Origin of the sequence: Vitreoscilla filiformis, from assembly GCF_002222655.1 — a bacterium.
Taxonomy (GTDB): domain Bacteria; phylum Pseudomonadota; class Gammaproteobacteria; order Burkholderiales; family Burkholderiaceae_C; genus Ideonella; species Ideonella filiformis.
Genome location: NZ_CP022423.1, coordinates 2,071,140 through 2,095,995 on the forward strand (window position 1 = coordinate 2,071,140; position 24,856 = coordinate 2,095,995).

Genomic DNA, 24,856 nt, shown 5'->3' on the forward strand with positions numbered 1-24,856 from the left:
CTGACACAGCGCCCCCGAGGCGCACTCAGGAGTCTTCCCCATGCGAGTCGTCTTTGGCCTCATTGGCTTGATTGTTACCGTTGCCATTGTCATGGTGCTCACTGCGCGGCAGTCGCGTGCCCCGGTGAGCGTGCCCTCTGCGACGCCAGGGCAGAGCGCCACCGTCGTGCCGATGACGCAAGCCCCTTCTCAGGTGCAAGCCGAGGTGAACGCGATGGGCCAGCAGCAAACCCAGCAGTTGCAGCAGCAGATGCAACAACTGACCAGCCCGACCCCGCCCGCCGGTGAGCAGCGCTGAGACGGCTGTGGAGGTGCTCGATCCACGCGATGTCTGGGCCATGCGCTTGGCCTTGGATCAGGCGCACAACGCCTGGCTCATTGGGGAAGTGCCGGTGGGGGCGGTCATCCTGCGTGACGGGGCTGTGGTGGCCACGGGCTACAACCGGCCCATCACCACCAATGACCCCAGCGCACATGCCGAGATGGTGGCGTTGCGTCACGCGGCCCAGTTGCTGGAAAACTACCGGTTGCCGGACTGTGAGCTGTTCGTCACCCTGGAGCCTTGCGCCATGTGTGCCATGGCGTTGATGCATGCGCGCTTCAAGCGGGTGGTCTTCGGCGCCTGGGATGCCAAAACAGGCGCCGCAGGCTCGGTGGTTGATTTGTTCGCCCAGCCGCAGTTGAACCATCACACCACGGTGCAAGGCGGGGTGCTGGCCACCGAGTGCGCTGACGTGCTGCGCAGCTTCTTTGCCGAGCGTCGCGCACAGAAACGGGCCGAGCGTGCAGAACGCGACGCCCAGCGTGCTGTTCCCGATGCCGCCGCATCCTCCAGCATCCCGGAAGCAGAAATGCTGGAAATGCAGTTGGACGTGGCGTTGCAAACCGAACTGTTCACCACGGCTTGGCTGTCTCCTTCTCTTCCTGACGCTCCCCCGTCTGCACCATGACCGCTCCTCTGCGTTTGACGCTTTACACCCCCTCTGGCGTGGTGCTGCAGGCTGCGCCCGTGCGCCAGGCGATTCGACGCTTGAGTGCGCAGGGTTTCGATGTGACCTTGGATGCGTCGGCCTTGGCCAAGCACCAGCGTTTCGGCGGGGACGACGACGTGCGCTTGGCGGCGATTCACCGTGTGGCCGCCGCCGCACCCGATGTGGCGTTGGCCACCCGAGGGGGCTATGGGTTGACGCGGTTGCTCGACCGTTTGGATTGGGCGTTGCTGGCCCACAGTGTGGCCCAGGGCACCCGATGGGTCGGTTACAGCGATCTGACCGCATTGCAAATGGGTTTGCTGGCGCACACCGGGGCGCCGTCTTGGTGCGGGCCCATGGCCATTGATGATTTTGGGCGCGATGAACTGGACGAAGTGACCCCCGACTGCTTCCGAGAAGCCATGACGGGTGAGCTGGAGGCCATTGGTTTCCGCACTTCAGCCGGTTGGGATGGTTTGGTGCGGCGAGGACGCCTCTGGGGGGGCAATCTCACCATGCTGTGCTCGCTGTTGGGGACACCGCATTGGCCAAGCGTGCCGGGGGGCTTGTTGTTTCTGGAGGATGTCAACGAGCACCCTTACCGCGTGGAGCGCTGCTTGCTGCAACTGCTCCAAGCCGGGGTGCTGGCACAGCAAAAAGCCGTGTTGCTGGGCAGTTTCTCGGGTTGGCAGAAGTCTCCCCTGGATCGAGGGTATGACTTGAAAACCCTGTGGGCCTACATCGGGCAGCGCGCAGGCGTGCCGTTGCTGACGGGGGTACCGTTCGGGCATGTGCCGACCAAAGTCACACTGCCTTTTGGGGTCGAAGCCGAGTTGGTGGTCGAGGGACGCCAAGCTTTATTGGCCTGGGGGGACTGACGGTTCGCGATGATTGCCCCTTGTTCAGGGGACGCAAAATCCAGGCGCCAGAAAAACATCCTTTAATCGCGCCGGTGTGAGAGGGTATCGCGATGACAGAAAAAAAGTCCCAACTTCTGATGATGTTGCAGAGGGCCGCCTGTGCCAGCGTGGCCGGGTTGATGTGGATGGGGCCGGTGCAGGCGCAAAGCGCGGATGGTGCGCTGTCGGTGCGCATCACGACCGAGACCTGGGTGGAAATTTTCCATACCGCCACGCATGAAAAGCGCCGAGTGCAAGCTGTGCCTGGAGAGGGTTCGATTCGTTTTTCAGGGATTCGGCCAGGCCACTACCGCGTGACCACATCGACGGGAAGAACCGAGCTTGTGGAGGTGCTGTTAGGCACTGAAGAGGTTCTGGTATTGGACAATGATATTTTTGAGGTGAGTATCGTTGGGCAACGGCGTGGACGGTTGAATGTGGACATGTCCAACCCCATGCCCAGTTTGGTGGTTCGGCGTCAGGACACGCGGGCGTTGCCCATTGGGGCGTCGATTGAGGCCGTGGCGACGCGGCTGGCCACAGATACCACGACGGGGGATGCTCATTTGGGCAGCGGTCGGCTGCCGGCATTTGGTGGTGCATCGGTGGGGGAAAACGGATATTACATCAACGGGTTTGATGTCACCAACATTCGCAATTTCCTTTCGTATATTGAAGTCCCGTTTGAGGCCATCGACCAAATTCAGGTCAAGGGCGGGGCTTTTGGGGCAGAGTATGGGCGCGCCCTCGGAGGGGTGATCAATGTGATGACCCGTTCCGGGCACATGTCGGAATGGCATGGCGGGGCGTCGCTGGCGGTGGAACCTCGCTTTTTGCGGGCGCGGGCACGCGACGTCCACAGCCGAAAATCCAGCAGCGCGTTGGATTACACCCTTTACCAATCGCTGGATGCGCAAGACAGCACCACTGCCACGGCCTATTTCAGCGGGCCCATCATCGAAGACCGATTGAGTTTTTTCGGTTTGGTACAGGGAAACCGTGCCCATGTGGATGATTTGGAAGCGGCCACGAATTCGCGCAGCCGCAGCAGCACCCCCAGCGCCCTGTTGAAACTGGATTGGAATTTGAACCCCGACCACCGTCTGGAGTGGACGGGCATCCGCACACGTCGGCAAACCCAGTACACCGATTACACCAATGCCCACCTGTACAGCGGTGGGTTTGATGGCGTTGGCCAGCGCAGCCGCTCCGATGGGGGCAGTTCGGTGTCGATTTTTCGGCATGTGGGCACTTGGAGCCCGGCACTGAAAACCTTTTGGATGGTGGGCCAGTCCAAAGATCAGGTGAATCGTGTGACAGGCGCTCGCATGAGAGAGGGCTGCCCGACGGTGTACGACACCAATGACCAGCCGATTGGCTGCTGGAGCAAGATGGGCATGGGCCCGACGCTGCGCGATGCGGGCGTGCCTGACGACACCGATCAGCGCCGTGCCTGGCGTTTTGACGCAGAGTACACAGCGGGGAACCACGTGCTGCGGGCGGGTTGGGATCACGAGCGTTTCCGCTCTGTGGCAGCGGGCCAGCGTTACTACGGTGGCACTTATTACCAATACCTGACGTCAGAGGATGGTTCGGTGAATGACGTGCCGAACGTCGTCAAGCCAGGCGATCCCTATGTGTTTCAGTATGTCCGGACGAGCACGTCGGGCGTGTACGAGGTGAAGAACCGGGCTTGGTATGTGGAAGACACTTGGGCCGTGGTGCCAGAGCGCTTGACGTTGTACGGCGGTTGGCGCTCCGAATCGTTTGACAACCAAGATGCGCGAGGCCGCAGTTTTGTCAAAGCGCATCAATTGGGGGCGCCCCGCACGGGGTTTGTCTGGAATGTTGATGGTGAGGATCAATTGCGCATTTATGGCGCTGCGGGGCGGTATTACATTCCCGTGTCGAGTGGCACCAATATTCGCCTGACCCGTGGGGAAACCGAATGGTATTCCTACCACACCTACGCGGGCAGGGATGGCGTGACCCAAGCGCCATGGGGTTTGAGTCACGCTGTGGGTGGAGAGACGGTGATTCGCGATGGCCGCATGCCCGACCCGGCCACGGTGGCCAGCACCTCACTCAAACCAATGGCCCAGGACGAATTTGTGCTGGGGTTTGAACGTGCGTTGATGCCCAAATGGCGCATGGGTGTGAAGGGCACTTACCGCACCGTTCGGCATGGCATGGACGACTTCTGCGCGCATTACCCCATGACACGGTGGGCTGCCGACAATGGATATACGCAATTCGATCCGGCGACGTTGTCCAGTTGCATTCTCATCAACCCAGGCCGCGATGTGACGCTGAAAATGGACGTGGACAACAACGGCCAGCTTCAGCAAGTGACCATCCCAGCCGGTTATTTTGGGTTGGCGTCCTACCGTCGAACCTATCAGGGGTTGACGTTCACGCTGGATCGAGACTTCGATGATGTCTGGGGCCTGGGCTTTTCTTACACGTGGTCGCGCAGCGTCGGGACGGCTGAGGGGTATGTGCAGTCAAGTTTGAACCAGGGGGATGCCGGGAGCACCCAAGACTTTGATTCAGGCTCCCTCACGCGAGGCGCCCACGGGTATTTGCCCAATGACCGCCGGCATCAATTCAAGCTCCATGGCCGGTATGCGTTCAATGCCAACTACAGCATGGGATGGGTAGGCACGTTGGTGTCGGGCCGGCCCATCAGTTGCATGGGTTACGTGCCGAAGTCGGCGTTTGATCACGCAGAGGCCCAGTTTGCCCAGCCGTCCAGTTTCTATTGCCTCAACGACAAGGGCGTGCCGCAACTGCACCGCCGGGGATCGATGGGCCGCACGCCCTGGAGCAGCCAGTTGGACGTGAAGTTCGGATACACCCAAAAACTCACCCACGGTGCGTTTTCGGTGGAGGCCGAAATTTTCAACGTCTTCAACCAGCAAAGTGCCATCGAGGTGGACGAGTTCGGCGACGCCTCCGAATCGGTTCGTAACGCCAACTATGGCACCCCGACGGCGTTTTCCACCCCCCGTTACGTGCGCTTGACCGCTCGCTACGATTTTTGATCCGCTGGCACCGCCGCTTCGACCACCAGTTGCAGCCGCTCGCGCCCTTGAAATTCATCGGCGCTGAGGCGGTAGGCCAGCCGGGTTCGACCGCTCAAAGGGGCGGTGTGTCCAAACCAAATGGCGTTGTGAGTCTGGCCCTCGCGCTGGATGCGCAACCGGGAATGCCGCTCTCCGACCCGCTGTTGGCTCACCACGTCCACTTCGTCACAAAACAGGGGCGCTTCAAAACCTTGGCCCCAGGGCGGGGCGGCCAATTGACGGGCGGTGTCCAGCGTCCACAGCGTGGTGGGCAGCGAGCCATCGGTCGGGAGGATTTTGCCCAGCGCACTGGGGGCCAGCCAGCTTTGTGCCACGGCCCGCAGCGCTTGGTCGAAGGTGTCCAGCGTTTCAGGTGCGAGGGTGCAACCTGCGGCCATCGCATGGCCACCAAAACGCAGCAGGATTCCCGGGTGCTGTTTGGCCATCCAGTCCAGCGCATCCCGCAGATGAAAGCCCGGAATCGAGCGGCCTGAGCCTTTGAGCAAGCCATCCAGGCCCCGGGCAAACACGAAAACAGGCCGATGCAGACGATCCTTGAGCCGCCCTGCCACGATGCCCACCACGCCCTCGTGAAAGTCTTCGTCAAACAGTGTCAGGGCCAACGGCACATCATCGATGGGGGCCAGGGTGGCGCACAGCCGTTCGGCTTGTTCGCGCATACCGGCTTCCACATCGCGGCGTTCGCGGTTGATGGCATCGAGCTGCTGGGCCAAGGCCCAGGCGCGTGCCGTGTCGTCGGTGAGCAAGCACTCGATGCCCAAGGTCATGTCGGCCAAACGGCCAGCGGCATTCAGGCGCGGGCCGAGGGCGAATCCCAGGTCAGCGGCTTGCGCCCGGGCGGCTGAACGTCCCGCAACTTCCCACAAAGCCCGCATCCCCGGTTGCATCCGACCTTGGCGGATGCGGTGCAAACCTTGGGCCACCAGCCGGCGGTTGTTGGCATCCAGCGCCACCACGTCGGCGACGGTGCCCAAGGCCACCAAGTCCAGCAGGGCATCCAACCGTGGTTGGTTGGCGGCGGTAAAGCGTCCGCGCTGGCGCAACTCAGCGCGCAACGCCAGCAAGACGTAAAACATCACCCCCACACCTGCCATCGCTTTGCTGGGGAAGGTGCAGCCGGGTTGGTTCGGGTTGACGATCACATCGGCCTGCGGCAGCAGCGGTTCACCGTTCGGACACGCTGGCAAGTGGTGATCGGTGATCAACACCTTCAAACCCCGCGCCTGGGCGTGGGCGACGCCTTCTTGGCTGGCGATGCCGTTGTCCACCGTGATCAGCAGGCGCACATCGGGGTGACGCTCCAAAACTTGATCGACGATGGCCGGCGTGAGGCCGTAGCCATCACGCTGGCGATCGGGCACCACGTAGCGCAACTGAACTGGGTGGGCGCCCAGGGCCGCCAAGCCGCGCAGTGCCACGGCACACGCGGTGGCTCCGTCGCAGTCGTAGTCGGCGACGATGCACATGGGCTGGGCAGCGTCGATCGCATCGGCCAACAAGCGGGCCGCAGCGGTGGTGCCGTGCAGGGTGTCGGGTGGCAGCAATTGGGCCAGGGAGGTGTCCAGTTCGCCGGATGCGCGCACCCCGCGTGCGGCGTACAAGCGAGCCAGCAGAGGCGGCACGCCGGCTTGTTCAAGCGCGTAGGCCACCCGAGGGGGCACGTCGCGGATTTGGAGCAGGGGAGATGTCACAGGGTGGTCAGCACCGTGGAGGGCTGCGGTGCGGCAGGGAGCCAGCCGAGGCGATGCCACCACGGCGAGGTGGAGGCGCGTGTGAAGCACAAGGCATGGCGTTCGCCGCACAGCGTCAGCGCCACCGGGGCGTTCGCTGGTTGTGTCAGCAAACTTTGGATCGGGCCAGCGTCCAGGGCCTGCCAAGCGGCCGCCCAGGCGGCACCCTCATCGGCCAGGGCCGGGGCACGCAGGCGGGTGTCCACCTGCCATCCGGGTGGGATGGGCGTTGGTGCAGGGGCGGGCCCAGTACCGCTGAACCAGATGGAATTCACGGGATGTTCCAAGGGCTGACCCAGGGTGTGCAGCACCATTTGGGCCTCGGCTTGCAGGCGTCGGACTTGGCGCAGCACCGGGCGAACCTCAGGCGCCGCGTCCAGCCAGGGATCGACGTTGCGGCCGATCACCCGATCCAGCGAGGCCGTTGGCAAGGTGGCCAGCAGGGCGTGCTGGGCCAGCCACACGTCGGGCCGCAGCCAGTGCAGGCGCCAGCCCGCATCGGCGAACAGTGGCACCAACGCATTGAACAAGGGGCGGGCGTTCGTGTCGTCGAGCGCCAAAGCGGCAGGATCGGTGAGGGAAGCTTGCTCGGTGCCCCAGTGCCAGTGTGTGGGGTGGACGAACGCCCAGCCACTGCCGATGGGCACCGACAAACCCGCATCGCGGGCTGCTTGGGCGGCCAGGGGCAGCAGCCCGTCGGTGAGCGGCCAGCCCCGCGCACGGGCCCAGGCACGTTCGTGGGGGGGGCTCAAGCTGAGTTCATCACCGTGATCTGGCGTGACGTGGCGCAAGCGCGCCAACAGCCGGCGCAAGTGCGGCAGGGCCAGCCCTGACAGCGCACGGTGAACCCCCTCGGAAGGGACAAAGGCAAATGGAACCAACAGATGCATGGGCGCCGATTATCGGCGCCCCGATCGATGCGCCTCAGGTGGACACCAAGCTGAGGTGAACCAAGGTTTGGTTGAGCAGTTGGTAACCCACTTCACCGAAAGTCATGGGGCCGACAAACCCACCCGTCTTGCGACCCTGCAAATTGCCGTAGGCGTAATTCAAGATGCAGTTGCAGCAAAACGCCAAATCGCCCGGCAGGTCTTCGCGTGAGGTGGCGGCGTTGAAAGTCTGGGTGTACTCGCCAACAGGCCGCGCCACGCGGTAGGGCATGTTTGGGAACACGGGGGCGTAGAAGTCCACCCGCCGTTGTGCGGCGTCCAGGCCCTTGATGCTGACGTTGATCATGGCGCCGTTGTAGTCGGCCACCAGGGGCAAGCGGGTGTCGATTTTTTCCGACACCATCCAGTCGTGCAGATTGGCTTCGCGGCCATTGATGCGGCAGGTGCTGCCGCTGAAACCGCCCTGCTCGAACTCGATGCAAGGCCCATCACCTGGCTCGAACAGGTTGATGATGTCGATGTGCGCCATCAAATTGGGCGGCAGCGGCACATGGATGACCACCGCTGCGTTGTCCAGCAGCTCCCCGGTGCTGCCGTCGATCACACGGGGCGTGGCTTTGCCCAGGTCGTCCAAGTGCAAACCCGCGACCCAGCCGACCAAGGGCTTGAGGTACATGTCATCGTACTCGGGCGCTTCTTGGGCGAAAGCCTCGTGGATCGGGCTGAATGCGGGCAGCACGATCATGGAAAAACCGTGTTCAGGGGCGTCCAAGCAGACACGGTTGAGGCGTTCACGGTCGTAAACCCGCACCTGGGCGCGTCCGCCTTGGCTGGGCAGCTCGGTGACGAACAGTTGGTCGCGTGTACACGTGCCCCCTTGGGAGGCCATGAAATAAGGGATCGTGCCGCCAATCCAAGGGCCGCGTGGCAGTTGGCGCAGCAGGGATTCGTCGGCGGCGACGCAGCAGGGCTTGCCCTCCTGGATCAGTCGCTGGGTGTCTTGCAAAGAGAGCAGGTCGTGGATGAGCACATTCATGGGGGAGTCCTTGGATCGGAGCGGGCCAATGGGGAGCGCTGATCGACACCGTCGATCAGTGAATCACCCAACGTTGCAGCTGCGAAATTTCATGTCGCAGCATGGCCTGGTTTTTCTCGAAGAAGCGGTGCAGCTCGACCAGCTTGAGCATGCGGGCCTCGTCGTTCTGGTTTTGCCGGGTTTGCCCCCGCAGCCGCGACAGCAACAAGCGCAGACCCAGGGCGCGCACGTCCAGCTCGCGCTCGCCCAACAACAACGCCAGCCACAAGGGGTCGCTGGCGTCGGGCAAGATGTAGGCATCGCTTTTTTGTGCGGCCTGTTGGGCCTGGTGCGCCACCGCGATTTGGTGGATTTCATGCCCCAGCAGGGCTTGGTTGCGGTCGAAGTAGCGGTGCAGTGCCTGAGCGGCTTGGCGGTGCAAATCGATGTCGCTGTGCTGTTGGGCTTCCCGCAGCGTTTTGGTCAGCAGCAGTTTGAGGCTCAGGGCTTGGACGTCCAACGCCAATTTTCCTCTGAGCAGAGCCAGCCACACCGGCGCATCGGCAGGGGGCAGTTGCGTGGGAACCTCGTGGCTGATCATCACATCGACCTTGCCGGGGGCCGGTGTGGGGGCACTGGCTTCGGCTGGAGTCGCTGCGGGAGGCGTGGTGGCCGTGGTGGGAGCGGGCAAGGCGGGCTGCACGGCCACCGGAGCGGCAGAAGATGCGCCACCAAGGGCTGGAGATGCCGGTGGGCGTGCGGTTGTCGCGGTGGGGGGTGTGCCGGGTTTGTCGGTTTTGTCTGCGGGGGTGGCTCCTTGGCCTTGGTCGATGCGGTATTTGTACTTCCACAGGTCGGAAAACGGCAGCTCCAACATGCGGCACAACTGCGACATGCCCACGCCTTCCAGCAGCAAATCCAGCACCAAACGCGACAAGCCCCGGGTGAATGGCATGTCCACTTCGCCAGCCCAGGAGGCTTCGGGGGCCTTTTGACCATTGCGCAGGATCAGCACGACCTCGCAGCGATGGCCCGCGATGCCAATGTGATCCCAGCGCAGGCGACGCGCACCCGCCGTGTTGCGCCGTCCAAACCAGCGGGACATGGCTTCCGGTTGTTCAATTTGGACAGACACGATGCCGGTGTTGGGTTGCACGCGCACATCGGTCACTTGCCAGGGGGCGGTGACTCCCAGAACCTGGCCCATCCAGTCATGCTCTCGCACGCTCATGACGTTCCCTCTACTCGTTGCGGATCAGGCCCATTGTGCAGCGCGTGGCCCCCAGTTGGTCCTACGGGAAGCCCGCAGTTGAGTTGATGCCGGGTTGACCCTGAGTTGAGGTTCGTCAAGGGTGTAAAGGGTGGCGCATCCTCTGCGGTTGCGTTGTTTTGTCACAGTTTTTGGAATGGTGCGTCAACGCGGGGCAGTGGCGTCTACTCCTCTGCACGGTAGCTGCGCCACGCGCCCATGGCGCCGCCCAGCATGTGCATTTGGCGAGCAAACCGACGGCAGGGCGGGCACAGCCACAGGTGCCACCGCAAGGCCCAGGTTTCTCGTTGGGCCAAAGGGCGATCCAGCCGCTGTGTGAGCAGCTTGGCTGCATCGCGGCAACGAAGGTGCCACAAGGTCATCGTGTTTCCTTTCATGGAGTGCCGTGGGCAGGGGATTCGAACCAGTTGTGCTGCAAACAGTCGCGCAGCCGCAACCGCGCTCGGTGCAGGAGCACCCACAGGTTGGTCGGGCTGATGGCCAGTTCCTTACAAATTTCGTCGGCGTCCAGCTCCAGCCATTCGCGCATCATGAAAGCGCGTCCTTGTGCGCAAGGCAAGCGTTCGACGCAAGCGTCGAGCACCGCCAAAAACTGGCGCTGCCTCAGCAGGGCCTCTGGGTGATCGGGCCAATGTGCCGGGGTTTCACGCCAATGGCCGGTGGCATCGAACAGCAGGTCGTCCACGTCGTGGGCATCATCGGCATCCAAGGTGGTGGCTTCTCGTTGGTGGCGGCGCAACTGATCGATCAACTTGTGCTTCAGGATGCCCACCAACCAAGTTTTGAGCTGGGAGGCCCCGGCAAAGGCGGCGGGCCGTTCCAACGCGGCCAACAGGGTGTCGGAAACTGCGTCTTCGGCCCATTCGGGTTGCCGCAACTGGGCGCGTGCGTACCGCAGCAACTGCGGACGCAGGGCTTGGACTTGCTGCGCAAATTTGTCCATCCGGAAGCCTCCCAAAAGAAAGTCAAAAAAATGCGCCGGCAGTGTAAGCAGTGGCGGCCCATGGGCGACACAGCCATGTCCCGCACGGATTGGCGAGTGGGATCGTCCTCAAACTGAACCGAATCGAACAGGAGTTTCATCATGCAAAAGTCTGCACGCATTGCCTCGGCTCTGGCCGCTGCTGTCGCCCTGGGCCTGGTCTCGACCGCGCAAGCACAGCAACACCCCGCCAGCGGCGGCAAGGAAAAGTGCTACGGCGTGGCCAAAGCCGGTGCCAACGATTGCGCCAACCTCAGCGGTACGCACTCGTGCGCCGGGCAAGCCAAAACCGACAACGATGCCGCCGAATGGAAGTTCGTGGCCAAAGGCACCTGCAAGTCCATGGGCGGCCTGACGGCCGATGAGGCCAAGGCCAAACTCAAGGGCATGTGATTGACCACACACCCACCGATCCAGTGAGACCACCCGGAGACTGACCCATGATGTCCCTTCCCTGTACGTGCCAGGCGCTGCTGCGTCGGGGCATCGGTTGGTTGGAGCACTTGCAACCGCTGGTGCTGTTGGTGGCTCGGTGCCACGTTGGCTGGGTGTTTTGGCGCTCGGGCCTGACCAAAATCGACGATTGGTCGACCACGCTGGCGTTGTTTGAGTCCGAATATGCGGTGCCTGTGCTACCGCCTGCGGTGGCGGCGGTGATGGGCACCGCCGGTGAGTTGCTGCTGCCGTGGCTGCTGTTTCTGGGGCTGGCCGGGCGATTGGGCGCTGCTGGGTTGAGTGTGGTCAACGTGGTGGCGGTGCTCAGCCTGCCCGACATGCCCGAAGCCGCGCTTCAGTTGCACATTTTTTGGGGCAGTTGGCTGCTGGCGCTGGTGGTGTGGGGGCCGGGTGCTTGGTCGTTGGACGGTTGGTGGCGTCGCCGCCAAGGGTGGTGAGCCATGAGTGGCGGTCACGTGGGCGTAGGCTGGCGGCCCTCGCATGAAGAGGCGCTGTTGGCGCAACCCGGGCAAGTCGATTTCATCGAGGTGCATTCCGAGAACTTTTTCGCCCCTGGCGGGGCCGCCTTGGCCACGCTGTGCCGGGCGCGGCAGGACCATCCGGTGAGCTTGCACGGTGTCGGGTTGGCCTTGGGGTCGGCGGTCGGGCTGGATGGGGCGCATTTGGCGTCTTTGGCCCGCTTGGTCGAGCAAATCGAGCCTGTGCGGGTGTCCGACCACGCGGCGTTCGCACGCGCCCCACTGCTGGCCGGTGGGCCGGTGCTGCATGCGGCGGATTTGCTCCCCATCCCCTTCACCTCGGCCAGTTTGGCGTTGATGGTGCGACACGTGCAGCAGGTGCAAGAGCGGTTACGCCGGCCCATGCTGGTGGAAAACCTGTCGGCCTACATCGATTGGGCGGTGGCAGATGCTTGGCCCGAACCGGAGTTCTTCAATCAGTTGACGCAGCGCAGCGGCTGCCAGATGCTGCTGGACGTCAACAACTTGGTGGTCAATGCACTGAACCGGGCCGAGCCGGATCCGGTGGCGTCCGCTTGTGCATGGATTGATGCGTTGGTGCCGCAGAGTGTGGGAGAAATCCACCTGGCGGGTTATGACGATCGGGGGCCGTTGGTGATCGATGACCACGGTTCACGTGTGCATCCGCCTGTGTGGACGGTGTACCGCCACGCCGTGGCGCGGCTGGGCCCGGTGCCGACGTTGATCGAATGGGACACCCACCTGCCCCCCTGGGACACATTGTTAGACGAAGCCGCCCAGGCCCGGCGCTGTCAAACCGAGGAGGTGCGCCGTGGGTGATGTGAGCTTGACAGAATCAGAGCGCCAGCAGCGCTTGCTGGCAGCGTTGTGGGCGCCCCATCCCCCCGACTTGACCCGCCTGGGGTTGCGCCCCCTGCCCGGGCCTGCGCGGCAGGCCACGCCGCGTGATGGGGTGATGGCCTACCGGCGCAATGCCCACGCGAATGCGGTGCGGGCGTTGGCGTTGGTGTATCCGGTGTTGCATGCGGTGGTGGGGGCGGAGGGATTTCATGCGCTGACCGCTGCGTTGTGGCGGGACAACCCGCCGACCCACGGCGACTTGGGCACCTGGGGTGAGACCTTGCCGGATTGGTTGGTACGTCACGCCCCGTGGCCGGATCTGCCTTATCTCGCCGATCTGGCACAGGTGGAGTGGGCCGTGCATCAGGCCAGTCGGGCGGCAGACGATCCGGCCCAATCGCTTCCCGAAGGTCTGGGCCTGCTGGCGGACACCGATCCCACCGAAATCGAAGCCCAGTGGCGCGAGGGTGCCCGTGTGGTGTGCAGTGCGTGGCCCGTGGTGACGATGTGGCACGCCCACCAGCCCGATCCCTTGGCGCCTGCGCCCGAGCGGTTGGCGGCGGTGCGTGAGGCGCTGGCGCATCGGCAAGCCGAGTCGGCTTTGGTGTGGCGGCCAAGTTGGCAGGTGGAGGTGTTTGCCTGGTCGCGGGAGGAGGCGCGTTTCGCTGCCGGCCTGATGGCTGGCATGAGTTTGGGCGAAGCACTGGCGTGCGTCCCGGCGCACTTTGACTTTGAAGCTTGGCTGATTGCCGCGTTGCAGGCCCGCTGGTTGCGGGCCTGGCGAAAACGCGGTTAATGGCGGCGCGTCAGGTCGAGGCGCGCACGTCTTCCATCGAGGTGAGACCTGCCAGCACTTTCTCGATGCCATCTTGGCGCATGGTGCGCAAACCATCGTGCATGGCCTGGCGCAACAGCTCTTCTTGGCGGGCGCCGGATTGAATCATGCGCCGCAATTGCAGCGTGATCGTCAGCACCTCGTGGATGCCCATGCGTCCGATGGAGCCGTGGGTTTCACAGGCGTCGCAGCCCACACTGTAGTGGCGCTGCAACTGGCCGTTCACACCGAATCGGGTGATCCACTGCTGGCGCAGCTCCTCTTTGTCGGGCCGGTCGATGGGGTGGGCCCAGGCGTGCAGGTAATCTTCCAGCCATTCGTCCACATCGGCAGCGTTGGCTGGCTCGCTCACCAGGCAGTGCGGGCACAACTTGCGCACCAGGCGCTGGGCGATCACGGCTTGCAAGGCATCGGCAAAATTGAACGGATCCAGCCCCAGATCCAGCAAGCGGGCCACGGTTTCGGTGGCGTTGTTGGTGTGCAGGGTGGACAGCACCAAGTGGCCCGTCAACGACGATTCGATGGCGATCAGGGCCGTTTCCGCATCACGGATTTCGCCCACCATGATCACGTCCGGATCGGCCCGCAAAAACGCCCGCAGCGCCTTGGCGAACGTGAAGCCGATTTTGGTGTTGATCTGGACTTGGCGCAGCCCCGGTTGGGTGATTTCGATCGGGTCTTCGGCGGTCCAGATTTTGCGCGTGGGTTCGTTCAGATACCCCATGGCCGAGTGCAGCGTCGTGGTCTTGCCCGAACCCGTCGGCCCCGAGCACAGCACCAGACCGTGCGGTCGGGTGATCGCTGCCACCATCGCTTGGTAGTTGCGATCGGACAGGCCGAGTTCTTCGAGCGTGATGAGCTGGCCGTTGTCCAGCAGGCGCAGCACGGCGTCTTCGAGGCCGTTGTGCGTCGGGATGATGGCCACGCGCAGCTCCACCGGGAAACCCGGCACAAACTGCGAGAAGCTGATCTTGCCGTCTTGCGGTTGGCGACGTTCCGCGATGTCCAAGCCGCACATCACCTTGAGCCGGCCAATGAGTGCCTGGCGCCAGAAGTGCGGCAGCTCCAGATAAGGCTGAAGCACCCCATCTTTGCGAAAGCGCACGCGCAATTTTTCGTGGCCGGGGTGGGTTTCGATGTGAATGTCGGAAACACCGCGCTGGTGGGCTTCGACGATCATCGAGTTCACCAAGCGCACCAAGCTGGTGTCGGCTTGCTCGGGTGGCAGATCCTCGTCGTTCTTGACGGGCACACGCACCTTGGCGCGCTCCAAGTCAGCCAGCAGGTTTTGGGTGTTTTGCCCTTTGGCGGCCCAAAACGTGGTGGTGTCGGTTTGGCCTTGGCGGCGGTAGATCTCCATGATCCACCGCGACAGATCGCGCTCCGCTGCGAGCACCGGGGAGATTTTGGTTTGCACCAAAAACTCCAACTCCGAGAGCGCATCGGAGCGTGTCGGGTCGTCCATGACCACGGCCAGGCGGCCGGGCAAGGCTTGCAGCGGCAGCACGTTGAGCCGCTGGGCCACCGCCGCAGGCACCCGCTTGACGGCGCGCTCGTCCACCGGGTAGTGAGCAATGCTGACCACCGGGTAGCCCATTTTGCGGATGAGGGCGGAGCGCAAATCCTCCTGGGTGATGTAACCGGCCTTGACCAGCAGTTGCCCCAGCGGCATGGCTCGGTGGCCCACTTGCTGGTTGGCCAAAGCGGCTTGAAGCTGCTCGGCGGTCAGGCAGCCCATGCTCACCAGGGTTTCACCGATGCGCATCATGGGCATGCGCTGTTGGGTTTGGAGTGCCGTTTCCAGCTGAGTGGCGGTGTAGATCGTCGGCGATGCCAACAGCGACCCCGCCGTCGTGGCGGCACGTTGCGTCACGATGGAGGGTTTCGCGGGGGGGCCGGCAGGGGGAAGGGCAGTAGACACGATCAGTCTCCGGGCGGGGCACAGGCCCCGTTATTCATGCGGGCGGAAGGTGATGATCATCGCAGCAGGGATGCGCCCATCCACATCCCTAGGCAGGATGGCGGTACGGTCAATGGCGCGCAGCACGGCTTCGTCCCAATCGCGGTTGCCGCTGGGCTTGAGGATGCGTCGGCTGACGATGCGGCCATCGGGCGCGGTTTGCACTTCGACTTCGGCCACCGGGTTGCCCTCGATCGGGTCGGTCAGCACGATGTTGGGCTTGATGCGCGCCTTGATGCGCCCTTGGTAAGACGCCGAAGGGCCAGCGTTGCGCGGGGCATCGCCCGAAGTGTTCGCACTGGTGTTGGCCCCACCACCGAGCTGGTTCATCAGCCGGTTCATTTGGGCTTGTCGCAGTTGTTCGGCGCGGGCTTGCTGCTCTTTTTGTTCCTTCTGCTCTTGGGCGCGGCGCTCTTTCTCGCGTTTTTCTTTCTTGTCTTTTTCCAGCTTTTCGCGTTCGAGGCGTTCCTTCTCTTCTTTTTCCTTCTTTTCCTTTTCGAGTTTGGCTTGACGTTCTTTTTCTTGTTTTTCTTTCTCGCGCTTGTCCTTTTCCTTTTTGTCGCGCTCGGCTTTTTCACGCTCGGCGCGCTCCTTCTCTTCTTTCTCCTTGCGCTGCTTTTCTTTGGCCGCTTGCTCGCGCTTTTCCTCGGCGAGGCGGCGGGCGCGTTCGGTGGCAATTTGGGCGTCGCGTTCCGCAGCGGCGGCGGCGGGAGGTTTCGGCGGCGTCGGAATGGGCGGCGCGGGGACGGGCGGCGGCGGCGGTGGCGCGGGGGCCGGTTCCGGTGGCGGCTCGGCTGGCGGCGGTGGGGGCGCTTCAACCGGTGGGGCGGGCGGGGCGGGTTCAGTCACCGCTGGCGCTGGCGCGGCTTGGCGCGGGACGCTGTCCCACAGCTCGGCTTCGATGCTCACAGGGGTGTCGCTGTGCCACTCGACACCGAGTGCCAGCGCCGCCACCAAGCCGATGTGTGCCACCGTGGCCAGTGCGAAACCCGGGCCAAACCCGTCGGCCCGGGGCGGGTGGTAAACCCCCTGCGCAGCAGGCGCCGGCGCAGGGGCGGGGGTCGGAGCAGGAGACGTCACGCCTCAGTGTCCTTGCTTGACGGAGAGGCCGACGCGCTGCACACCGTTGCGCTGGAGCGCGTCCATCACCTTGACGACGCTGTCGTAACGCACGTTGCGGTCGGCGGAGATCACGACGGGAATGGGTTCGTTGCCGGTTTGCAGTTTCAACACCTGCGGGGCGAGCTGATCGAGCGGCACGTCGGTGAGTGGGGTTTGATCGTGGCGCATTTGGATCGTGTCGTTCGCACCGATCACGACTTCAATGACCGTGGTGGGACGCTGGCGCGACTTGCCGACGCTGGGCAAGTCCACCACCCCCGTGGTGATGAGCGGCGCACTGACCATGAAAATGATCAGCAGCACCAGCATCACATCGATGAAGGGCACCATGTTGATCTCGCTCATCGAGCGGCGGCGCCCACCGCTGCTGCGAGCCATGACGTTGGCCATGCAAGCTCCTTCTTAGGGGTGCGGCTGCGAGGGCAGGTGTTCCACGCTGGGTTGGGTCGCACTCTGCATGTTGCGTTGCAGGATGTTGGAGAACTCCTCAATGAAACTCTCCAACTGGATGGCGGTGCGATCGACTTGCCGTGCAAACCGGTTGTAACCCACCACCGCTGGGATGGCAGCGAACAACCCGATGGCCGTGGCCACCAAGGCTTCAGCAATGCCCGGAGCCACCGTGGCCAGGGTCACTTGTTGCAAGTTGGACAGGCCGACGAACGCATGCATGATCCCCCACACCGTGCCGAACAACCCCACGTAAGGGCTAACCGAACCGACCGACGCCAGAAAACCGATGCTGCCTTCCAGGGCGTCGAGTTCGCGTTGCAGCGAAGCGCGCATGGCGCGGCGAGCACCGTCGAGTTGGCTGGCGGCGTCGTGGCGTTTGTCGCGCAGGTTGATGAACTCGCGCATGCCGCTGGCGAAGACGCGGGCCATCGGGCCGAGGTCGGGCATCGTGCTGGCGCTGCGGTACAGGTCGCTCAAACTGGTGCCCGACCAGAACGTCTGCTCGAAGTGCGCGTTGCGGCGCTGGACTTTGCCCAGGCCAATGAGTTTGGTGAAAATCACCGTCCAACTCGCCAAGGACAACAGCAGCAAGCCAGCGATGACCACCTGCACCACCGGGCTGGCGTGCAGGACGAGATTGACGATGGAAAGATCCTGGTTCATGAGGACATGCGCTCCAAGAGTTCAGAAGGAATGCGGGTGGCGCGCCACTGGGCTTGTTGGACGCAGATGATGTCCACATGGCCATGGGCGAGCACGTCGGCGCCCTTGAGGGCTTGCTGGGCGATGCGCAGTCGGGCGCTGCCGGTTTCGGCGATGCGGGCGGTGATGGTCAGCTCATCATCGAGCCGTGCGGACTGCACGTAGCGAACTTGCACCTGGCCCACCACGAACAAAACGCCGTGGCGTTCCAGCAAAGCCTGCTGACCAAAGCCGAGCGAGCGCAGCCACTCGGTGCGGGCCCGTTCGAAGAATTTCAGGTAGTTGGCATAGAACACCACGCCGCCGGCGTCGGTGTCCTCCCAATAGACCCGCACGGGCAAGCGGTAGGCGTCCAGGTCGGGGGCAACAAGCGTCATGGCGTGGTGAACTGGTGTTGGATGATGATGGGCGACTGGCCATTGACTTCGACCACACGAACAATCGCCGGCTGGCTCGGGTTGCGGATGGTGATGGTGTGCCGGCCTTTCGACAAAGTCAGGCTGCGCAAAGGGGGGGAACTGCCTTGCATGACGCCGTCCACCTCGACCTGCCCCCACGGTTTGATCAGCAGCATGACGGTGCCTGTGGGGCCGCGCACAGGGGGTTCTGGTGCGGTGGTGGGGGCCGGTTTGGGTGGTTTGGCCACGGGCACAACCGGAGGTGTCGGGGGGGCGGGCGAGGGCACCGGACGGGTCACCGGGGCCACGCCGGGCAGTTGCGTGATGCTGCCCGATGCGGCAGGGCGAGCCGACGCCGCCAGGCTGGGCGGCGTTTCTGCGACGGGGGGCAACGTCGCCACTGCCGGCGACGTGGCCGGTGGCGGATCGGGTGACACCCACGCCGCTGGCGGTGGCTCTTGCCGTTGCCCCATGGTTTGCCACCACACCACCCCAGCCACCGAGATCAAAACCCCGGCGCCCATGCCCATGACGGTGCGGTACTGTTCTTCCGGTGAACGCGCCAGGGTGCGTGCTTCGGTGGAGGTCATCCATTCGCGCAGATCGTTGGCCAGGTGCCGCGCCGAGGGGTAACGGTCTTCGGGCGCACGGGCCATGGCACGCGCTGCAATGGCGGACAAGCCGGCGGGCACCCGTGTCCCGTTGCGTCGGGCCGATGGGGTGGGGGCGGTGAGCACCGCTTCGGTGATGGCTTCCAGCGTCTCGCCACCAAAAGGCTGGCGCCCGGTGAGCAGCTCGTAGAGCACCACGCCGAGTGAGTACACGTCGCAGCGCCGATCCAGGCTGTCCCCCCGGATTTGTTCGGGGGCGAGGTAGTAGGGAGATCCAGCGGTGAGGGTGGTGGCGGCCGTTCCGTCGCGGCGGGCTTGGCGGGCGATGCCAAAGTCCAACACCTTGGGATATTTGCGATCCACCATGAAGATGTTGGCGGGTTTGATGTCGCAATGCACCACGCCCTTGCCGTGGGCGTAGGCCAGGGCGTCGGCCACGCGGCGCACCAGGTTGGCGGCTTCAAAGGGGGTTGGGTGCCAGCCTTGGTGCAGCAACTTGCGCAAGTCCATGCCGCGCAGCGGTTCCATGGCGATGTACACCCCATGCTCGGACAGCCCCGCGTCGAACACCGTGACGATGTGCGGGTGAGACAAGCGAGCCGCCGCCCGCGCCTCGTTCAACAGCAGGGTTTGGGCGGCGTCTTGCACCGCTTGATCCGATTGCACGCGCAGCGTCTTCACCGCCACCGAGCGTGACAGCAGCGGATCCCAAGCGGCATACACCGTGCCCAATCCCCCTTGGCCCAGCACGGAGCGCAGCAAAAAGCGGCCAATCTGGCCCATTTCGGCGGGGATGGCGGTGTCTTGCGGTCGGGTGTAGCCGTGCTCTGTGGGCTGAATGGTGGCGGTGCCGAAGCTGCTGCGCGGCAAGTCCTCTACCAGCGTGCTTTGAAAATCGTCGGAAGACCTGTCCTTGGCCGGTGCATGGGTTGCAGGGGCCTTGGCATTGGGACGCGTCAGTTGCTGACGCCATCGGTCAAGAAAAGACCATCGGGAAGATTGAGCGTCCTGGTTCACAGCGTCTCCCTGCATGTGTCGAATTCAGGCGCTGATGGCGCGGCGCAAGCGCTCGGCGGCCTCGTGCAAATCGTCCAAGCCACTGGCAAAGGACAGGCGCACATAACGTTCGGCTGCCGCCGGGCCGAAATCGCGCCCAGGCGTCAGGGCCACGTGGGCGCGTTGCATCATGCTCATGCAAAAGTCCCAACTGCTGGCGCTGTGGCGGCTGCAATCGGCCCACGCATAAAACGCGCCGTCGGGCACCACGGGCACGGACAGGCCCATGTCGTTCAGGGCGGGCACGATGAAATCGCGCCGGGCCCGGAATGCCGCTCGGCGCCGCTCGTACTCGGCCAAAGAGTCGGGCGCAAAACACGCCAGCGCGGCATGTTGAGCCACCGAGCTTGCGCAGATGTAGAGGTTCTGCTGCAAGCGCTCGACCGCCGGCACCAGCGCCGATGGCAGCACCGCCCAGCCCAGGCGCCAGCCCGTCATGCTGAAATATTTGGAGAAGCTGTTGATCGAGACGATGTCTTCGCCGCAGGCCAGGGCACTGGCGGCGTAGCGTTCGTCGTAGGACAGCCCGAGGTAAATCTCGTCCACGATGGTGACGCCGCCGCGCTCGCGCACGGCTTGCACCATCTCGCGCAGCGTTTCCGGTGCAATCGAGGTGCCCGTGGGGTTGGACGGCGAGGCCAGCACCACGCCGCGTGTGGCGGGCGTCCAATGCTGGCGCACTTGATCGGCATCGAGTTGGAAGCGCGTGCCGGGGGTGGTGGGAATCAGCCGGGCCGTCGCGCCTGTGGCCGCCACAAAATGGCGGTTGCAGGGGTAAGACGGGTCGGGCATCAACACGTCGTCACCCGTTTCAAACAAGGCCAGCGTCACCAGTTGCAGCGCAGCCGAGGCACCGGCCGTGATGACGATGCGCTGCGGCGCAATCTCCAAGCCAAAACGTGTGCGATACCACCCGGAAATCGCCTCACGCAGCGCGGGCAGCCCGAGGGCTTCGGTGTACTGCGTCCGCCCTTGGGCCACAGCCGCTTGGGCGGCGGCTTGCACCAGCGGCGGGGCGGTGAAATCGGGCTCACCGATGTTGAGGAACAGCATGGGCCGCCCACCCTGGCGGGGATCACACGCGGGCTGCCGCGCCAGTTCGGCAGCGGCTTTGGCGCACTCCATCACGTAGAAGGGTTCGATGTGATCCAGGCGTCGGGCAAGTTTCATGGGCCAGTGCGGGAGGGGGGGCAAAGAGCGGGCGGTGGCGCGTCAACGGCGCGGGGAACGGGGCGCGGCGGCGACTTCGGCGGGGCGCAGCTCCAGTGCTGCTTTGTCCAGAACACCGTTGACGTACTTGTGACCGTCGGTGCCGCCGAAGGACTTGGCCAGTTCCACCGCTTCGTTGATGGCCACTTTGTAAGGCACATCAACACAATGTCGCAGCTCGTAGCAGCCGATGAGCAGCACGGCGTGCTCCACCGGCGACAGCTCGGTGGTGGGCCGATCCGTGTGGCGGCCAATGACGGTGTCCAGCGAGGCCGCCTCTTCGATGCAGCCGTGCAGCAGCGCGTCGAAGTGGGCGCGGTCGCACAGGTCAAAGCCGTCTTGTTCGCGCATGTGGGCGTCGATCAGGCCGGCTTCGCCGCCGCTGATCAGCCACTCGTACAAGCCTTGCAGAGCGACCTCACGCGAGCGCCGGCGTGCCGACTTGGGAGCCGCCCGCTTGCGTGCGGCGGGGGGGGTCTTGGGGGACGTTTCGGTCACAGCAGTTTTTCCAGCAAATTGGCCATTTCGACAGCCACGCGTGCGGCATCGCGGCCTTTTTCCTCAACGCGGGCCCAGGCTTGTTCTTCGTTTTCCACCGTCAAGATCGCGTTGGCGACGGGCAATTGGTGATCCAGCCCCACACGGGTGACCCCTGCGCCGCTTTCGTTGGCCACCAGCTCGAAGTGATAGGTTTCACCTCGGATGATGCAACCCAGGGCGATGAGGGCGTCATAGTCCTCGGAGTTGGCCATGGCGTTGAGGGCCAGCGGCACCTCCAGCGCCCCCGGCACCGTGACTTGCACAATGTGCCGATCCGACACCCCCAGGGCCGCCAGCTCTTTCAAACAAGCGTTGGCCAGGGCGGTGGTGATGGCGTCGTTGAAACGAGCGCGCACAACGCCGATCGACAGGCCATTGCCGTCGAGGGAGGCGGTTTGGCCTTTGTCTGCTCCTTGCATGCGGGTTCTCCGTCTGGGGGATCAGTGGGCGGCTTGGAAGCCGGTGACTTCGAGGCCGTAGCCCGTCATGCTGGGCATGCGGCGCGGGCTGCCGAGCAGGCGCATCCGGGTGACACCCAGCTCGCGCAGGATTTGGGCCCCGACGCCGTAGGTGCGCAGATCCACCGTGGGGCGGGCCACCGGGGCTTCTTGTGCGGGCAGCAAGTGGCCGACCAAGCTGTCAGCCGACTCGTTGCCGCAGTTGAGCAGCACCGCCACGCCGCGCTGGCTGGCTTGCAGCGTTGCCAGGGCTTGGGCCAGGGGCCACGAATGGTGGTTGGCGCTGCCTGCATCCAGCAGATCCAACACCGACAGCGGTTCGTGGACGCGCACCAGCACTTCGTCGCTGGGCGCCCATTGGCCGTGGGCCAAAGCCAGGTGAACTTGACCCGAACGGTCGCGGAAGACATGGCAGGTGAACTCACCTTGCGCGGTCGTCAGGCTGCGCTGACCTTCGCGGCGCACCAGGGATTCGTTGCGGCTGCGGTAGGTGATGAGATCGGCGATGGTGCCGATTTTGAGGTTGTGCTCGCGGGCGAACACTTGCAGATCCGGCAGGCGGGCCATGGTGCCATCGTCGTTCATGATCTCGCAGATCACGGCGCTGGGGCTCAAGCCGGCCATGGCGGACAGATCGCAGCCCGCTTCGGTGTGGCCGGCGCGCATGAGCACGCCGCCGTCCTGGGCTTGCAGCGGGAAGATGTGGCCGGGCTGCACCAAGTCGCTCGGTTTGGCGTCCCGGGCCACGGCGGCTTGCACGGTGCGGGCGCGGTCGGCGGCGGAAATCCCGGTGGTCACACCCTCCGCCGCTTCGATGCTGACCGTGAAGGCGGTGCCGTGGGCGGTGCCGTTGCGGGCCGTCATCGGGGGCAGGCGCAGGCGTTCGCAGCGCTCGCGGGTCAGGGTCAGGCAGATCAGGCCACGGCCATATTTGGCCATGAAGTTGATCGCTTCGGGGGTGACGTGGTCAGCGGCGAGGACGAGATCGCCCTCGTTCTCGCGGTCTTCTTCATCGACCAAGATGACCATGCGACCGGCCGCCAGTTCGGCCACCAGTTCAGGAATCGGAGAGATAGGCATGTCTGAATTGTAGGCGGCGCCTCAGCGGACCAGCGCCGGGGGGGCCGAACGGGCGGTGAGGCGAAGGTCCGGCCCGATGCGCTCGATCTGCTGCCACTGCCAGCGCAGTGCCGGTGTCAGATCGGCCCACGGCCCGAGATGCGCCAAACCGGCGCCTTGTCCGAGCAGCATCGGGGCGAGGTACAGCACGATTTCATCCACCATCCCCGCCGCCAGCCACGCACCGTTGAGGGTGGCACCCGCTTCGATATGCAGTTCGTTGATGGACTGGGTCGTCAGATCGGCCAGCACCGCGTGCAGATCGACGCGCCCAGTGGCGGCGTCGGGCACGCTGCGCACGCGCACGCTCCGGGCCTGCCAAGACGCGATGCGGGCATCGTTGGCCGGCACAGCGGTGTACAGCCACACCGGGCTGCCGCTTTGCAGCAAACGGGCGGTGGGAGGCAAACGCAGGTGGGAGTCCAGCACCACCCGCACCGGTTGCACCTGGGTGGGGACGTGGCGCACGTCCAGCATGGGGTCGTCCGCGAGCGCGGTTTGGATGCCTGTGAGCACCGCCCCGGCTCGGCGGCGCCAAGCGTGGCCGTCGGCGCGGGCTTCGGGGCTGGTGATCCATTGGCTTACGCCATTGGCCAAGGCGGTGCGGCCATCCAGCGAACCGGCCATTTTCAAGCGCACCCAAGGGCGCTGGCGCTGCATGCGGCTGAAAAACCCGATGTTCAATTCGGTGGCTGCCAGGGCGTGCGTGGGCGGCCCCCAATCGGCGGAGACACCGGCAGCGCGCAACCGAGCCATGCCTTGGCCATTCACCAGCGGGTTGGGGTCGCCCACGGCGGCCACCACCCGCGCCATCCCCGCCGCGACCAACGCATCGCAACACGGAGGCGTGCGGCCATGGTGGGCACAAGGCTCCAGCGTCACCCAGGCGGTGGCGCCGCGCACATCATGGCCCCGGGCTTGGGCGTCGCGCAGCGCCATGATTTCAGCGTGGGCCGAGCCCACCGCTTGGGTGTGGCCTTGGCCCAGCAGCCAGCGGCCATCTGCCGAGGTGATGACGCAGCCGACACGCGGATTGGGTTCACTCACGCCCACGGCGTGTTCGGCCAAGGCCAGGGCGGCGGCCATGGGATCGGCGGGGGCGGGCAAGGTGGGGAAGGGGGATGTCAGGTCGCTCATGCAGACATGGGATGGTGAAACGGCGAGGTGAAGGAGGCGTCCCAGGGCCTGCGGCAGCATGCCGCGACACACACCACAGGGAGGCTCCGATGCGGCACGTCGCCGGGTGGACATTGACGGAATTGCTGATCACATTGGCCGTGGCCTCGATCGTGCTGGCGCTGAGTGTGCCGGACATGGGCACGTTGGTGGCTGAACGGTCGGTGCAGGGGGAGGTGCAGGCGTTTCTGTCGGCCTTGCGGTTGGCGCGGCACGAGGCGATGCGTTTTGGTGAGGTGGTGAGTGTCTGTGCCCGCGATCCTGGGGGCGGTGACACCGTTCATGCGTGCTGGCCGGAAGGGCGAGTGTGGACAGCGGGGTGGCTGGTGTTTGTGGATCGAGGGCAGCGTGGGGTGGTGGACCCCGAAGATCGGGTGCTGTTGGTGCATCAGCCGGTGCAGGGGAGCAGCCGCGTCCAAGCCACCCTCAGCCGGTTGAGTTTTCAGCCAACGGGGATTTCGTTCAATGCAGCGTCCAGTTTTCGGTTCGTCCCAGCGCAGGCCCGCAACGAAGCGCAGGCCATGGCGAGTGCTCAACTGGTGTGCGTGAACAAAGCCGGGCGGGCCCGGGTGAGCGAGAGCGCGCAGCGCTGCACCTGA

General features: G+C 64.5%; 26 protein-coding genes. 9 read left to right on the plus strand and 17 right to left on the minus strand.

The window, feature by feature from the left end:
* The first annotated feature begins 40 nt into the window (after positions 1 to 40).
* From VITFI_RS09895 to VITFI_RS09910, 4 genes are all read left to right on the plus strand, one after another.
* Positions 41 to 298, plus strand: a complete 258-nt coding sequence (locus VITFI_RS09895) for a hypothetical protein (RefSeq protein ID WP_089416811.1) — start codon at positions 41 to 43, stop codon at positions 296 to 298.
* The gene (gene tadA, locus VITFI_RS09900) at positions 285 to 950 is read left to right on the plus strand and encodes a tRNA adenosine(34) deaminase TadA (protein WP_232476567.1); all 666 of its coding nucleotides are present in this window, start codon (positions 285 to 287) and stop codon (positions 948 to 950) included. The genes VITFI_RS09895 and tadA overlap by 14 nt, the downstream gene beginning before the upstream one ends.
* Positions 947 to 1,849: an LD-carboxypeptidase gene (locus VITFI_RS09905; RefSeq protein WP_089416812.1), complete on the plus strand. Its 903-nt coding sequence runs from the start codon at positions 947 to 949 to the stop codon at positions 1,847 to 1,849. Before tadA ends, VITFI_RS09905 begins: the two co-directional genes overlap by 4 nt.
* Positions 1,850 to 1,968: 119 nt before the next feature.
* On the plus strand, positions 1,969 to 4,914 hold the full coding sequence (locus tag VITFI_RS09910) for a TonB-dependent receptor plug domain-containing protein (protein ID WP_157725631.1): 2,946 nt from the start codon (positions 1,969 to 1,971) through the stop codon (positions 4,912 to 4,914).
* On the opposite strand, the gene recJ is transcribed toward VITFI_RS09910, so the two are convergent.
* The 6 genes from recJ to VITFI_RS09940 form a co-directional block, all read right to left on the minus strand.
* Complete coding sequence (gene recJ, locus VITFI_RS09915) at positions 4,902 to 6,647, minus strand: single-stranded-DNA-specific exonuclease RecJ (protein ID WP_089416814.1); 1,746 nt, start codon at positions 6,645 to 6,647, stop codon at positions 4,902 to 4,904. The genes VITFI_RS09910 and recJ overlap by 13 nt on opposite strands.
* Positions 6,644 to 7,576, minus strand: coding sequence for a hypothetical protein (locus VITFI_RS09920; RefSeq protein ID WP_089416815.1), 933 nt, complete (start codon positions 7,574 to 7,576; stop codon positions 6,644 to 6,646). The genes recJ and VITFI_RS09920 overlap by 4 nt, the downstream gene beginning before the upstream one ends.
* 34 nt (positions 7,577 to 7,610) lie before the next feature.
* Positions 7,611 to 8,612, minus strand: a complete 1,002-nt coding sequence (locus tag VITFI_RS09925; protein WP_089416816.1) for a DUF6976 family protein — start codon at positions 8,610 to 8,612, stop codon at positions 7,611 to 7,613.
* Between the two features lie 55 nt (positions 8,613 to 8,667).
* On the minus strand, positions 8,668 to 9,822 hold the full coding sequence (locus VITFI_RS09930; RefSeq protein WP_157725632.1) for a hypothetical protein: 1,155 nt from the start codon (positions 9,820 to 9,822) through the stop codon (positions 8,668 to 8,670).
* A gap of 203 nt (positions 9,823 to 10,025) precedes the next feature.
* Complete coding sequence (locus VITFI_RS09935; RefSeq protein ID WP_089416818.1) at positions 10,026 to 10,223, minus strand: zf-HC2 domain-containing protein; 198 nt, start codon at positions 10,221 to 10,223, stop codon at positions 10,026 to 10,028.
* Positions 10,224 to 10,234: 11 nt separating this feature from the next.
* A complete protein-coding gene (locus VITFI_RS09940) occupies positions 10,235 to 10,804 on the minus strand; it encodes a sigma-70 family RNA polymerase sigma factor (protein ID WP_089416819.1) in 570 nt (189 codons plus the stop codon).
* Positions 10,805 to 10,945: 141 nt separating this feature from the next.
* Between VITFI_RS09940 and VITFI_RS09945 the strand changes: the two genes are divergently transcribed.
* The 4 genes from VITFI_RS09945 to VITFI_RS09960 are packed head-to-tail and all read left to right on the plus strand — an operon-like array spanning position 10,946 to position 13,414.
* The gene (locus VITFI_RS09945; RefSeq protein ID WP_089416820.1) at positions 10,946 to 11,236 is read left to right on the plus strand and encodes a BufA1 family periplasmic bufferin-type metallophore; all 291 of its coding nucleotides are present in this window, start codon (positions 10,946 to 10,948) and stop codon (positions 11,234 to 11,236) included.
* 47 nt (positions 11,237 to 11,283) lie between these two features.
* The gene (locus VITFI_RS09950; protein ID WP_198301408.1) at positions 11,284 to 11,736 is read left to right on the plus strand and encodes a DoxX family protein; all 453 of its coding nucleotides are present in this window, start codon (positions 11,284 to 11,286) and stop codon (positions 11,734 to 11,736) included.
* A 3-nt stretch (positions 11,737 to 11,739) separates the two neighbouring features.
* Entirely contained in the window at positions 11,740 to 12,597 is an 858-nt protein-coding gene (locus VITFI_RS09955) for a DUF692 domain-containing protein (protein ID WP_089416821.1), read from the plus strand.
* Positions 12,590 to 13,414 (plus strand): HvfC/BufC N-terminal domain-containing protein, encoded by an 825-nt coding sequence (locus tag VITFI_RS09960; RefSeq protein ID WP_089416822.1) that lies wholly within the window; start codon positions 12,590 to 12,592, stop codon positions 13,412 to 13,414. Before VITFI_RS09955 ends, VITFI_RS09960 begins: the two co-directional genes overlap by 8 nt.
* A 10-nt stretch (positions 13,415 to 13,424) precedes the next feature.
* Here the strand turns inward: VITFI_RS09960 and VITFI_RS09965 are convergent, their stop codons facing one another.
* The 11 genes from VITFI_RS09965 to ribD form a co-directional block, all read right to left on the minus strand.
* On the minus strand, positions 13,425 to 15,326 hold the full coding sequence (locus VITFI_RS09965) for a GspE/PulE family protein (RefSeq protein WP_198301409.1): 1,902 nt from the start codon (positions 15,324 to 15,326) through the stop codon (positions 13,425 to 13,427).
* A gap of 78 nt (positions 15,327 to 15,404) precedes the next feature.
* Positions 15,405 to 16,493 carry a cell envelope integrity protein TolA gene (gene tolA / locus VITFI_RS09970; RefSeq protein ID WP_089416823.1) on the minus strand — a complete coding sequence of 363 codons (1,089 nt, stop codon included), beginning with the start codon at positions 16,491 to 16,493 and terminating at the stop codon, positions 15,405 to 15,407.
* A gap of 3 nt (positions 16,494 to 16,496) precedes the next feature.
* Positions 16,497 to 16,925, minus strand: a complete 429-nt coding sequence (locus tag VITFI_RS09975; protein ID WP_089416824.1) for an ExbD/TolR family protein — start codon at positions 16,923 to 16,925, stop codon at positions 16,497 to 16,499.
* A gap of 12 nt (positions 16,926 to 16,937) precedes the next feature.
* Positions 16,938 to 17,651: a protein TolQ gene (tolQ, locus tag VITFI_RS09980; protein ID WP_089416825.1), complete on the minus strand. Its 714-nt coding sequence runs from the start codon at positions 17,649 to 17,651 to the stop codon at positions 16,938 to 16,940.
* Positions 17,648 to 18,067, minus strand: coding sequence for a tol-pal system-associated acyl-CoA thioesterase (gene ybgC, locus VITFI_RS09985; RefSeq protein WP_089416826.1), 420 nt, complete (start codon positions 18,065 to 18,067; stop codon positions 17,648 to 17,650). Before ybgC ends, tolQ begins: the two co-directional genes overlap by 4 nt.
* On the minus strand, positions 18,064 to 19,731 hold the full coding sequence (locus VITFI_RS09990) for a serine/threonine-protein kinase (protein WP_089416827.1): 1,668 nt from the start codon (positions 19,729 to 19,731) through the stop codon (positions 18,064 to 18,066). Before VITFI_RS09990 ends, ybgC begins: the two co-directional genes overlap by 4 nt.
* A 9-nt stretch (positions 19,732 to 19,740) precedes the next feature.
* The gene (locus VITFI_RS09995) at positions 19,741 to 20,925 is read right to left on the minus strand and encodes a pyridoxal phosphate-dependent aminotransferase (protein ID WP_089416828.1); all 1,185 of its coding nucleotides are present in this window, start codon (positions 20,923 to 20,925) and stop codon (positions 19,741 to 19,743) included.
* Between the two features lie 42 nt (positions 20,926 to 20,967).
* Positions 20,968 to 21,462: a transcription antitermination factor NusB gene (nusB, locus tag VITFI_RS10000; protein WP_089416829.1), complete on the minus strand. Its 495-nt coding sequence runs from the start codon at positions 21,460 to 21,462 to the stop codon at positions 20,968 to 20,970.
* A complete protein-coding gene (gene ribH / locus VITFI_RS10005) occupies positions 21,459 to 21,923 on the minus strand; it encodes a 6,7-dimethyl-8-ribityllumazine synthase (RefSeq protein WP_089416830.1) in 465 nt (154 codons plus the stop codon). The genes nusB and ribH overlap by 4 nt, the downstream gene beginning before the upstream one ends.
* Before the next feature lie 21 nt (positions 21,924 to 21,944).
* Positions 21,945 to 23,042 carry a bifunctional 3,4-dihydroxy-2-butanone-4-phosphate synthase/GTP cyclohydrolase II gene (ribBA, locus tag VITFI_RS10010; RefSeq protein ID WP_089416831.1) on the minus strand — a complete coding sequence of 366 codons (1,098 nt, stop codon included), beginning with the start codon at positions 23,040 to 23,042 and terminating at the stop codon, positions 21,945 to 21,947.
* 21 nt (positions 23,043 to 23,063) lie between these two features.
* On the minus strand, positions 23,064 to 24,218 hold the full coding sequence (ribD, locus tag VITFI_RS10015; protein WP_089416832.1) for a bifunctional diaminohydroxyphosphoribosylaminopyrimidine deaminase/5-amino-6-(5-phosphoribosylamino)uracil reductase RibD: 1,155 nt from the start codon (positions 24,216 to 24,218) through the stop codon (positions 23,064 to 23,066).
* Positions 24,219 to 24,307: 89 nt separating this feature from the next.
* Between ribD and VITFI_RS10020 the strand changes: the two genes are divergently transcribed.
* Positions 24,308 to 24,856 (plus strand): GspH/FimT family pseudopilin, encoded by a 549-nt coding sequence (locus VITFI_RS10020; RefSeq protein WP_157725633.1) that lies wholly within the window; start codon positions 24,308 to 24,310, stop codon positions 24,854 to 24,856.

Excerpts from the sequence above, each read along its gene's own strand:
- VITFI_RS09905 (WP_089416812.1), top strand. The coding sequence starts at position 947 with ATGACCGCTCCTCTGCGTTTGACGCTTTACACCCCCTCTGGCGTGGTG.
- VITFI_RS09990 (WP_089416827.1), bottom strand. The coding sequence starts at position 19,731 with ATGCAGGGAGACGCTGTGAACCAGGACGCTCAATCTTCCCGATGGTCT.
- ribH (WP_089416830.1), bottom strand. The coding sequence starts at position 21,923 with ATGCAAGGAGCAGACAAAGGCCAAACCGCCTCCCTCGACGGCAATGGC.
- VITFI_RS09930 (WP_157725632.1), bottom strand. The coding sequence starts at position 9,822 with ATGAGCGTGCGAGAGCATGACTGGATGGGCCAGGTTCTGGGAGTCACC.
- VITFI_RS09955 (WP_089416821.1), top strand. The coding sequence starts at position 11,740 with ATGAGTGGCGGTCACGTGGGCGTAGGCTGGCGGCCCTCGCATGAAGAG.
- VITFI_RS09920 (WP_089416815.1), bottom strand. The coding sequence starts at position 7,576 with ATGCATCTGTTGGTTCCATTTGCCTTTGTCCCTTCCGAGGGGGTTCAC.
- VITFI_RS09975 (WP_089416824.1), bottom strand. The coding sequence starts at position 16,925 with ATGGCCAACGTCATGGCTCGCAGCAGCGGTGGGCGCCGCCGCTCGATG.
- VITFI_RS09935 (WP_089416818.1), bottom strand. The coding sequence starts at position 10,223 with ATGACCTTGTGGCACCTTCGTTGCCGCGATGCAGCCAAGCTGCTCACA.
- ribBA (WP_089416831.1), bottom strand. The coding sequence starts at position 23,042 with ATGCCTATCTCTCCGATTCCTGAACTGGTGGCCGAACTGGCGGCCGGT.
- VITFI_RS09895 (WP_089416811.1), top strand. The coding sequence starts at position 41 with ATGCGAGTCGTCTTTGGCCTCATTGGCTTGATTGTTACCGTTGCCATT.
- VITFI_RS09940 (WP_089416819.1), bottom strand. The coding sequence starts at position 10,804 with ATGGACAAATTTGCGCAGCAAGTCCAAGCCCTGCGTCCGCAGTTGCTG.
- VITFI_RS09950 (WP_198301408.1), top strand. The coding sequence starts at position 11,284 with ATGATGTCCCTTCCCTGTACGTGCCAGGCGCTGCTGCGTCGGGGCATC.
- VITFI_RS09945 (WP_089416820.1), top strand. The coding sequence starts at position 10,946 with ATGCAAAAGTCTGCACGCATTGCCTCGGCTCTGGCCGCTGCTGTCGCC.
- VITFI_RS09925 (WP_089416816.1), bottom strand. The coding sequence starts at position 8,612 with ATGAATGTGCTCATCCACGACCTGCTCTCTTTGCAAGACACCCAGCGA.
- ybgC (WP_089416826.1), bottom strand. The coding sequence starts at position 18,067 with ATGACGCTTGTTGCCCCCGACCTGGACGCCTACCGCTTGCCCGTGCGG.
- VITFI_RS09910 (WP_157725631.1), top strand. The coding sequence starts at position 1,969 with ATGATGTTGCAGAGGGCCGCCTGTGCCAGCGTGGCCGGGTTGATGTGG.
- VITFI_RS09995 (WP_089416828.1), bottom strand. The coding sequence starts at position 20,925 with ATGAAACTTGCCCGACGCCTGGATCACATCGAACCCTTCTACGTGATG.
- VITFI_RS10020 (WP_157725633.1), top strand. The coding sequence starts at position 24,308 with ATGCGGCACGTCGCCGGGTGGACATTGACGGAATTGCTGATCACATTG.
- tolQ (WP_089416825.1), bottom strand. The coding sequence starts at position 17,651 with ATGAACCAGGATCTTTCCATCGTCAATCTCGTCCTGCACGCCAGCCCG.
- ribD (WP_089416832.1), bottom strand. The coding sequence starts at position 24,218 with ATGAGCGACCTGACATCCCCCTTCCCCACCTTGCCCGCCCCCGCCGAT.